Genomic DNA, 8,671 nt, shown 5'->3' with positions numbered 1-8,671 from the left:
TGGCGACGCCGACACCAGCATCGCGCCCGCACCAGCCACTACCAGCGACGATCCCACCTCACACCATGATCACGAAGTCCGGCTGGAGTACTAGAAGCGCACGTGGGATGCTGCTCATGTCGCACTCGACGACCCGTTCGAGGTGGCTGCGCTATTGAACCAGTCCCAGCACATGGGGGCCAAGGCGTGGATGGCATCTTGGCGGAGCGGGCCGCTGCTCACATCGTCCCTCGACGACCCGTGAGATTCCCCGGCTAGTCCGGAGAGCGGATTACCTGGTTCCAGAGGGAACCCGGTGAGGTAGCTGGCTGCGTACTCGTCAGGTGCTACGCCGCGACCCTGACAAGAGCGGCGACTGCGCCCCGGCGCGAAGGGGAAGGACCGGGGCGTGGATCTTCTACCGTACCGCTACGGCGAGTGCGAGCCCGGGGCTGCGCTCGCGCGTGCGGTATCGGTATGCGTTGGTCATTGGAGTGCTTTGAGCGCCCTCGCCCACGGCACTGGGTCGCCTTCGTTGATCCGGATGAAGCGCACACCGCAGTCGGTGAGGTTGGTCAGTGCGGCAGCGACTGGTGGGAACTCGAACTGGGCGGCTCGTCCGTGGGGAACCGCGACTACGGGCAGTCCGGCTCCGGTCGTTTCGACCAGCAGGGCGAGGGGCAGGGTGTCGCCGATTCCTGCTGCCCATTTCGCCATCGAGCTTGTGGTCAGTGGTGCGACGATGACCGCGTCGGGTGGCGGGAGCAGGTCTTTGGTGCCGGGGGCCTTGAACTCCGACCGAACGGGATATCCGGTTTGAGTTGTCAGTGCTTCGGTGTCGATGAACCGAGCGCCGTTGGGGGAGGCCAGAACACACACGTCCCACCCGTCGGCCTGCGCGAGGGAGACTAGTTCGCCGACCTCCCCGGCTCCACCGGCTCCCGTGACGATCGCGTACAGAACTCTCGTGCGCTCACCCATGCGCCCATCATGGCAGGCCATGGGAAATGCGTCTTCGCCTACAACGCCACCGCTCCGATGCGGGAGGCGAGTTTGCCGAGGTCACCGGTGACGAGATCGCGTCCGGCCCGGCCCATCATGTGACCCACGACCTGCTGCACGGTGTCCATTTTCCGCACCTGTTGGGGTGCTATGCGCTCGGCTCGCAGCAGGGCATCCAGGGACATGGTGTGGTCGTTGCGTGCTGCTGCGGCCCGCCCGACTTCTACGAAGTACTGTGCGGCGCGGCCGACGGTGGGCAGCGATCGGGGGTCGAGCCGGTTGGCGAGGTCGAGCACCCGCTCCGGGGAGCCCTCTTCCATCGCCACGGTCATGTTCCACAGCGCGACGTTGGCTGAGCCGAACGAGATGTTGCCGACGATCGTCGTGGGGTCGTCAATGGTCGAGCGGTCGAGCTGGGCCGCGTACTCGGCGGCTTGCGCGAGGTGGTCGTGCGGGCTGCCTCCCATGGTCGCGGTGACCAAGGACGCTTGCAGGTGCAGCATCCCGACTGTTTGTATCTCGGGTGCGGTTGCTGCGTCCGGTCCGATCAGGGCGGCGGCGTGGACCGCGCAGTCGAGGGCGGCCTTCAGTGATTCGGGCCGTGCGAGCAGGACTTGGCTGCGCACGTAGGCGCCCGAGGCCATGCCTTGTCGGCTGTCGATGCGTTTGGCGGCCGATTCGGCTGCTTGGGCGGCTGTCCACGCGACCGCGAAGTAGCCGCGTGCGCGCAACGCTACCGAGGTCTCGGAAGCGACTTGGGCCAGCGCATCCCAGGCGGTGCGACGGTCTCTGGGCTTTCCGGTGTGCGCCTGGCGGTATAGGTCGGTGATGACCGGGGCCAGCATCGGTCCGAGTGTCGCGTATTCGCAGGCCATCTGGAGTCTTGTGATGCGCCGGGCGAGCATGACCAACTCGTTTATCTCGCGGACCGGCTGATCGCTTCCGACGTTCCCTGCGGCCCAGAACGCTGTTTCGATCGCGGGGACCGAGGCGTCGAAGTCGTCGGCGGCCGGGCTGGTGCTGGGGAGGATGTCCTCGGCCGTCGCCGAGTCGACCGCAGCGGCGGCGAGGACGTGCAGTTGGCGACGGTCGACTTCGTCCGTGGCGTCGCGCCGGGGAAGCCGGAACCAGAGCAGTTCCTCCGGGATGTGGAGTGTGGTTGCCCATTTGACGAGCTTGGACATCACCTCTGGGGCGTCGCCGGTCTCGATCCGGCTCAGCGTGGCTTGTGACATGTCGAGCCAGTTCGCGACATCGAGCTGGGTGATGGGCGATTTGTGCATGGGATGGGTGCGGAAGGCGAAGATCACCCGGCCCATGTGCCAGGATGCCAAGGCATCTCGCATGTGATCGCTGGCCCAGAACTCGGCCGGCATGACAGGTGCGCCGACAGCGGGGGTCACGCGTGCGCAACTACTGCATGCCGTGCCGGTGTTGAATCGGCTCATCCGCGTCCCGCAAACCGGGCATTCGCGCCCGCTCCTGGTAGTCCGCATCATCCGCCCCGCTCCTGCGATCATGCCGTCCCCACGGTTTTTCCGAAGGTACCACCACTATCAGCCAGCGCATATACGACTGCCGCATATGGGCAAACGCACGAGACTCGTTGCGCGTATAGCCAATTCACGCTCCTCGCGGCGATCGTCGGTGTGTCCGATATGAACCCAGCGGAAGGGGCGACATGGCGCTGTCACTGCTGGTGCCGATCCTCGGGCCACCGGCATCCGGAAAGACAACACTCACCCTCGCACTCGGCAAGAATCTCGACCGCCACGTATTCCGGCTACGGGAACACGTACCGCCCGAAGTTGTCAGGCAGACAGCCAGCCACGGACCGCGCGACCTCGGATGGATTGACGACGACATCGTCAATCCGGCGGTGCGGCGGTACCTGAGCACCGTAGCGGCGGACTCGCGGATACACACGGTGCTCCTGGACAACTACCCCGGCACCGGCGCGCAGGCCGAGATGTTGCTGGAGATGTCGCGGGCTCTCGCGCCCGGCTGTGCAATCGAGCCGATCGAACTCGTGCTCGATGCGCCGACCAGACGCAAGCGGGCCCGAGCACGCCGAGTCTGCCACCGCTGCGAGCACGATCCAGCGGCCGACCCTCGTCTTCCGGCGGCCCCATCGAAAGCCGGTGGGTGGACGTGCGGCAACTGCGGCGCGCTGCTGCACCCGCGGCGAGGCGATGCACCTTCGCTGTTCGCCGCCCGGACTCGGCGCCACGACGACACGGTCGAAGAAGTGCGCGCTGCGTTCGATCGGGCGGGCGTCGTTACCAACCACGTCGATGCCGCCGACGCCGCCTCGACTGTCGCACGAATCGTAGAACCCCTGCTCATCGTGAGGAGCACCACCGCGTGACCAGCACAACCCCTCTGGGATTGCCGACCTTTCGACCCGACACGTACGGCCACGCCCGGATGCCGCGCAACGCCGGACAGCGCGAACCACATCGTGTCGACAAGGTCGCCTACGGCCGATTCCGCAATGTGTACCTCTACATCACCGAGGCGTGCCAGTTGCGGTGCGAGCACTGCTACATGGGCGAACGGCTCGAGCGGGCGTTGAAGATGACCCCGCAGCAGATCGTCGACACTCTCACCACCTGGCGGCAGCTCGGTGGCGACAAGCTCACCATCCTCGGCGGTGAGCCGACTCTGCACCCCTGGTACGTCGAGGCGATCCGCGCGGCGAGGACCATCGGCTACGGCCACGTCATCACCACCACCAACGCCCAGGCCGTCGCGCGCAAGAAGTTCGCCCAGCTCACCCCCGAAGACTTCGCCTACGTCCAGGTCAGCATGGACGGCGGCAGCGCGGCGACCCACGACACGGTCCGCGGTGAGGGCACCTTCGACCAGGCGATGCAGACCAGCGCCGAACTGTGCGAGCGCGGGTTCGACACCCGCATAATCTGCACGGTCAACAAGGCCAACGAGGGCGATGTCCTGCGCCTGCTCGACATCGCCGACGATATCGGCGCGAGCCTGGTCAAGTTCCACGTGTTCTCCACCATCGGCACCGGCCACGGCAAAACCGACATGGCGATGAATCCCCTGGAGTGGGTGAACTTCTGCACGAGGCTCGAACTCGTTGCGCCGGAATACAAATCACGGGTGTGGTTCCAGCCGACCTACGCCCGCCGCGACCAGATGGACCGCTACGCCGGGGAGGGCTATCAGGGCTGCATCGGACGCACCCTCGACCGGATTTCGATCTTCCCCGACGGCCGCTGCTATGTGTGCAGCTATCTCTTCGATACCGACACCTACTACGCGAAGATGCGCGACGGGCAGGTGCTGCTCAACCGCGACAGCGAGGTCAACGAGTTCGACCTGTTCACCAAACCTCTCCTCGGCAGTGCCTGCGGCGGCTGCAAGGCATCGGCGTGCATGGGCGGCTGCCCGGCCGAGGAGCTGGTCATGGGTGCTTCGTCGTGCTCGGCCTACCCCGACATCGTGCCGGTCTGCCGACTGTGGAAGTCCAGCGCGAAACCCGAATAGGAGACACGAATGCCCGCCTTGGAAACTGTCATCGAACCCTTGCGCTCCCTCGACTGGAACGATGTGGAAGCCGTCGAGTCGGCTACACGCAAGTCCTTCGAGCAGCTCACCGCCCACACCCACCTGCTGCGCGACGCGCTGACCTCGCTGCCCGACAACCCCAGCCTGACCGTGCTGTGCGAGCACTACGACATCCTGGACAAGGTCGTCCTGCATGACGACCACTCGGGAATCCGGCTGCGGCTACACATCTTCGGACCCGGCTACCACGACCGTCCGCACAACCACCGCTGGACCTACGCCAGTCACATTCTGCGCGGAGAGTACCGACACCGCCTGTACGGCGAAGCCGAACTCGACACCGAGATCGACGTGTCGAGCCTGCGCGCGGTCCACGTGCGCCAGGAACGGGTGGGGACCAGCTACGCGCTGCACCACAGCGCTATTCACGCCGTGGTCGCCGAACCCGGCACGGTGTCGCTGGTGCTGCGCGGGCCCGCGATCAAAGAGAGGTTCCTGGTCATGGACGCCAAGAACGGCCAGTCCTGGTGGCAATACGGAGCCACGAATGAGTCTCCCGAAGCCGCTGCGGCGAAACGCATGTCTGCGCAGCGGCTCGAGGTGCTGATCGCCTCGCTCGATGAGTGGCAGCTCATCTGACGAGGTCTGAGGCGGTGGGGGCCGGTGAGAGAGAAGGCACGGTCCCCACCGTCACCGGCTACCAGCCGAAGAGCGACAACGACTTGCCGGAGGAGATGTGGCTCAACGCTTCCCGGCAGTAGGGGATCATCTCCGCTGGGAGAGCGTCGGCGGCGAACCACTCCAACGCATCGCACTTGTCGGGCTCGAGGTTCGTCGGCTCGCCCTGCCACTGCCGAACATGAAAGAAGAACGCGACGCGACCGCCGGACGAGCTGTTGTGCATGACGTGGGCGAACTCGACGTCCTCGGGCGCGATCTGCACGCCGATCTCCTCGGCAGCTTCACGCATGAGCGCCTCGACCACCGACTCATCGGCTTCGAGGTGCCCCGAAGGCGGGTGGAACGCCCCATCAGCATAACCGGTGCCAGCTCGCCGGCCGAACAGGATCCGCCCCTGGTCGTCGGTGAGCAGCAGATGCACATCACCGATGAGGGTGTGCCTTTCAGTGCTGGCCACAGCCAATTTCAGTCCTCTCTCTCGATGCGCTCGGACCCGAGCGCGAGCACGACCATAGGCCATCGGTGGAGTTGTCACTACCCGATGGCCCGCAAGGTGGCACCAGGCTCACCGGATCCGTTGCAGGTCCACTGCCACGGGGGCTGGCGCTCCGTGGAGGCGTAGTGGTGAGGGCTTCGTGGATTCCGGTGGTGGTGGGTGGCTCATGAAGCCGGCTCCGGATCGGGTGGTTCGGGGTTGGGTCCTTCGGTCCAGGTGCGCTGGTTCGCGAGTATCCGGTAGTGGCGTTGGGTGGCGACGATGTGGCGGCGGGCGCGGGTGTTCCACTGTGTGATTCGGGGGTTGGTGGTGTGGGTTTCGAGTGCGCTTGCCGCACGCCGGTATTCCCCGTGGGCGCGGGCGATGGCGTCTATCGCGTACCCGATTCGGTAGGGGTAGCCGCCATCGGCGGCGGCGTTGTCGATGCGGTCAACGAGTGCGGCGCGGACCGGTTCGCTGATGTCAGTTATGCCTATCTCTCCCAGTGCCTCAGATCCGGTGCGGTCGTAGTCGATTCCGTTTCCGTTGTAGGTTTGGTCCCCGATCACGATCTCGTCGGGATTGACCCAGTCGTGCGCGGTGGTCAACATGGCCGCCGCCAGCAAGATGGCGCGGGCAGGATGTGGGTTGGGCACGCGGCCGGTGAACGCCGCGCACAGTTCGATCACCGTAGGCAGGCGCGGCGCGGGCACCGTGTGCTGGTCTGCGTCGATGATCTCGAGCAGCACGGCGATATCCTTGATCGCTTGTTCGCCGAGACCGGCGTCGCCGGAGGCGGATTCGACGTCGGCCCCGCCCGGGTTGTGCCAGCGGTCGCGGATTTCGCCGAGTTCGCGGCGGTGGTCGGTGTTCATTCGGCCTCCTCAGTTTTCGTGGCGGTCGGCAGGTTCACACCCGGCTTCGCGCGGGTGGTGTTGCGGGACAGCGCTACGGGAGCAGGGCGATCTCCCGTAGCGCTGTCCCGGAATCTCCCTTCCTCACCCGCCCGCGCGTAGGTGGGTGGATACCCCGCGACGGCAAAGGGCGGGCGAGGCCGGTTATCGGCGGCGCGGGTTACTGGTGGTGGGTGATGGCTTGGCGGATGAGGGTTTCGGCCGTCGGTGCCCGAAGACGGCGCCCGCGGTGAGGGTGTCGAAGACGGTGAGGTAGTCGCTGATGCTGGTGTGGTCGGTGAACCGGAGGCTGCCGGTGACCGTTTCCACGGCGGCGAGGGTGTCGTCGTAGAGGATGAAATTCGTTGTCGAGGAAAGCAATTGCGACGGTCGGGGCAGGACTCCGAGGGTGACGGTCGGGGGCAGCGGGCGCAGCAGCATCTCCAATTGGACCCGGGTGATCTCGGGGTCGCCGATGCGGGTGTGGAGGGCTTGCTCGGCGAGCAGGAAGTGCGTCACGGTGCTCGAGGCCCGCCACTGCTGCTGGCGGTTCAGGCGTTTGTCGACGGCGGCGGCCAGGTTGCCGCCGTTGGTGAGCGGGTCCAGGACGGCGTGGGCGTAGTCGCGGGTCTGGAGCAGGCCGGGCACCAGGGTGGGGTCGAAGCAGCGCAGCACGCTCGCTTCGGCTTCGAGTTCGCTGGTGCGCTGCTGCAATTCGCTGGACGGGTTACCGCGCCAGGTCACGAATTCCGGGCTCGGCGAGACGACGTTCACAGACATAGTTGTTCTCCAATCGTGTTGTGGGTGAGAGTGATTCAGGCGGATTCGATGGTGGTGATGAGGGTGTGGTCGTGTTCGGTGCGGGTGGTGATGTGCTGGTTGAGCGTGCGCTGGCCGTTGGGGTCGGCGACGGTGATCGAGACCGCCCACCGCTGACCACCCGGTTGTTCGGCGGAAGTGGCGGCGGGGGTGATGTGCACGCAGTAGCCGCTGGCGGCTGGGGTGTGGTCGATGCCGTGTTGGATCGTCTCGGCTGCGGGAACCGCCGTGTCGGGGGTGGTGAACGCGCGGGCGGCGGTCCCGGATCGTTGGGTGTAGTAGGCGTGGTGGAAGCCGAGGATGGCTGCGGGCCCATCCGCTGTGCTGCCGGGCCCGTTGCCGGTGACTGTGTCGCCGGTGGTGGTGTTCGGGCAGGCGGCGGGGTTGTGGATCGGGGGCTGGTCACGACCGCTGGGTACCGGCGCGGCGAGTACCGGTGCGGGCCACAACAGGCAGATGAGCAGCCCGAGAGCGCCTGCCGCCAGGTGGAGCTTCGTGCGGTGGGTCAAGGGGACTCCTTTCGAGAAATCGGCAGAGAGACAGCGGGTTCAGGGTGGTGTGGTGGGCAGACGCAGGCGCTGCCCGGTGCGGACGCTGGTGACGGTTTCGTGCACGAGGGCGGTGTGTTTGTCCACGGCCGCCCACGCGGTGGCGGCGTCGGGGTGGTCACGGCCGAGGGCGACCGCGCGCAGGTGCGCCCACGCGAGGTTGTCGACGGCGCGGGTCACCGCCAACAGCGCGGCGATCCCGTGGCGGCGCGGCTCGTCCCCGACATCTTCGAGGTGCTGCCGGCAGCGGGTGAGGAACTCGTGGACTCCCGCGAACAACGGCACGGCGGGCTCGTTCACGCTGGTGAGCGTGTCGAGGAAGCTGGTCGCGTCCCACGGCTCGACGCCCCCGCCGGGTTCGGTGGCCGCCGGTGCGCGGGTGTCGCGTGGTGTGGGCTCAACTGGGGTCATCGGACGATGCCCTCCTTCTCAGGATCTCGGGCGGTTGGCGGTGGGGTGTTCGCGGTGGCGATGCGTACGTTGCGAGGCCCGCCCGCCGCTGGTAGGCCGGGGTGGTGGGTGTGGTCGGGGACGAGGACGGTCCAGATCTCGGGTTGACGCCGCACGCGCCGCGCGAGCGCGGCCTGCGTCTGCGATGGCTGATCGCTGGGCTGGGTGTGGTCGAGGTAGAGCCCGCCCCACCGGTAGCCGAGCGCTTCGGCCCGGCGGCGCATCGCCACACCGAGCGCCTCGACAGCGGCGGGGTCGAGGAGGGGCTGGCGGAGGTAGCCGACCGCGACCGG

The 8,671-nt window shown here is 66.9% G+C and carries 11 protein-coding genes; 3 read left to right on the top strand and 8 right to left on the bottom strand.

From position 1 onward, the window contains the following. Positions 1-465 precede the first annotated feature (465 nt). On the bottom strand, positions 466-960 hold the full coding sequence (locus DFR74_RS35005; protein WP_067514682.1) for a flavoprotein: 495 nt from the start codon (positions 958-960) through the stop codon (positions 466-468). A gap of 38 nt (positions 961-998) precedes the next feature. Further along, a complete protein-coding gene (locus tag DFR74_RS35000) occupies positions 999-2,429 on the bottom strand; it encodes a helix-turn-helix domain-containing protein (protein ID WP_147266047.1) in 1,431 nt (476 codons plus the stop codon). A gap of 233 nt (positions 2,430-2,662) precedes the next feature. On the opposite strand from DFR74_RS35000, the gene DFR74_RS34995 reads away from it, so the two are divergent. From DFR74_RS34995 to DFR74_RS34985, 3 genes are read left to right on the top strand one after another with little or no spacing between them, the layout of a single operon-like run. Next, on the top strand, positions 2,663-3,349 hold the full coding sequence (locus tag DFR74_RS34995) for a nucleoside/nucleotide kinase family protein (protein WP_067514686.1): 687 nt from the start codon (positions 2,663-2,665) through the stop codon (positions 3,347-3,349). Next, positions 3,346-4,491 (top strand): radical SAM protein, encoded by a 1,146-nt coding sequence (locus DFR74_RS34990; RefSeq protein WP_232331955.1) that lies wholly within the window; start codon positions 3,346-3,348, stop codon positions 4,489-4,491. Before DFR74_RS34995 ends, DFR74_RS34990 begins: the two co-directional genes overlap by 4 nt. A gap of 9 nt (positions 4,492-4,500) precedes the next feature. After that, complete coding sequence (locus DFR74_RS34985) at positions 4,501-5,151, top strand: hypothetical protein (RefSeq protein ID WP_067514690.1); 651 nt, start codon at positions 4,501-4,503, stop codon at positions 5,149-5,151. A 58-nt stretch (positions 5,152-5,209) separates the two neighbouring features. On the opposite strand, the gene DFR74_RS34980 is transcribed toward DFR74_RS34985, so the two are convergent. The 6 genes from DFR74_RS34980 to DFR74_RS36485 all read right to left on the bottom strand — a co-directional run. Then, entirely contained in the window at positions 5,210-5,614 is a 405-nt protein-coding gene (locus DFR74_RS34980) for an NUDIX hydrolase (RefSeq protein WP_232331956.1), read from the bottom strand. Between the two features lie 239 nt (positions 5,615-5,853). After that, entirely contained in the window at positions 5,854-6,543 is a 690-nt protein-coding gene (locus DFR74_RS34975) for a hypothetical protein (protein WP_067514694.1), read from the bottom strand. A gap of 183 nt (positions 6,544-6,726) precedes the next feature. Continuing rightward, positions 6,727-7,341 carry a DUF5753 domain-containing protein gene (locus DFR74_RS34970; protein WP_147266046.1) on the bottom strand — a complete coding sequence of 205 codons (615 nt, stop codon included), beginning with the start codon at positions 7,339-7,341 and terminating at the stop codon, positions 6,727-6,729. 35 nt (positions 7,342-7,376) lie between these two features. Beyond that, on the bottom strand, positions 7,377-7,889 hold the full coding sequence (locus DFR74_RS34965) for a hypothetical protein (RefSeq protein WP_067514698.1): 513 nt from the start codon (positions 7,887-7,889) through the stop codon (positions 7,377-7,379). A gap of 39 nt (positions 7,890-7,928) precedes the next feature. Next, complete coding sequence (locus DFR74_RS34960) at positions 7,929-8,339, bottom strand: hypothetical protein (protein WP_067514700.1); 411 nt, start codon at positions 8,337-8,339, stop codon at positions 7,929-7,931. Continuing rightward, the coding region (locus DFR74_RS36485) for a hypothetical protein (RefSeq protein ID WP_170160862.1) at positions 8,336-8,671 on the bottom strand (336 nt) is incomplete at its 5' end. The genes DFR74_RS34960 and DFR74_RS36485, both read right to left, overlap by 4 nt.

The organism is Nocardia puris (genome assembly GCF_003315035.1).
GTDB lineage: Bacteria > Actinomycetota > Actinomycetes > Mycobacteriales > Mycobacteriaceae > Nocardia > Nocardia puris.
Note: the sequence above shows the minus strand (reverse complement) of the source record. Positions and strands in the feature narration are given on the sequence as shown.

What these genes read in the sequence shown, in the direction of transcription:
- DFR74_RS35000 (WP_147266047.1), bottom strand. Translation starts at nt 2,429, where the DNA reads ATGAGCCGATTCAACACCGGCACGGCATGCAGTAGTTGCGCACGCGTG.
- DFR74_RS34985 (WP_067514690.1), top strand. Translation starts at nt 4,501, where the DNA reads ATGCCCGCCTTGGAAACTGTCATCGAACCCTTGCGCTCCCTCGACTGG.
- DFR74_RS35005 (WP_067514682.1), bottom strand. Translation starts at nt 960, where the DNA reads ATGGGTGAGCGCACGAGAGTTCTGTACGCGATCGTCACGGGAGCCGGT.
- DFR74_RS34960 (WP_067514700.1), bottom strand. Translation starts at nt 8,339, where the DNA reads ATGACCCCAGTTGAGCCCACACCACGCGACACCCGCGCACCGGCGGCC.
- DFR74_RS34975 (WP_067514694.1), bottom strand. Translation starts at nt 6,543, where the DNA reads ATGAACACCGACCACCGCCGCGAACTCGGCGAAATCCGCGACCGCTGG.
- DFR74_RS34970 (WP_147266046.1), bottom strand. Translation starts at nt 7,341, where the DNA reads ATGTCTGTGAACGTCGTCTCGCCGAGCCCGGAATTCGTGACCTGGCGC.
- DFR74_RS34995 (WP_067514686.1), top strand. Translation starts at nt 2,663, where the DNA reads ATGGCGCTGTCACTGCTGGTGCCGATCCTCGGGCCACCGGCATCCGGA.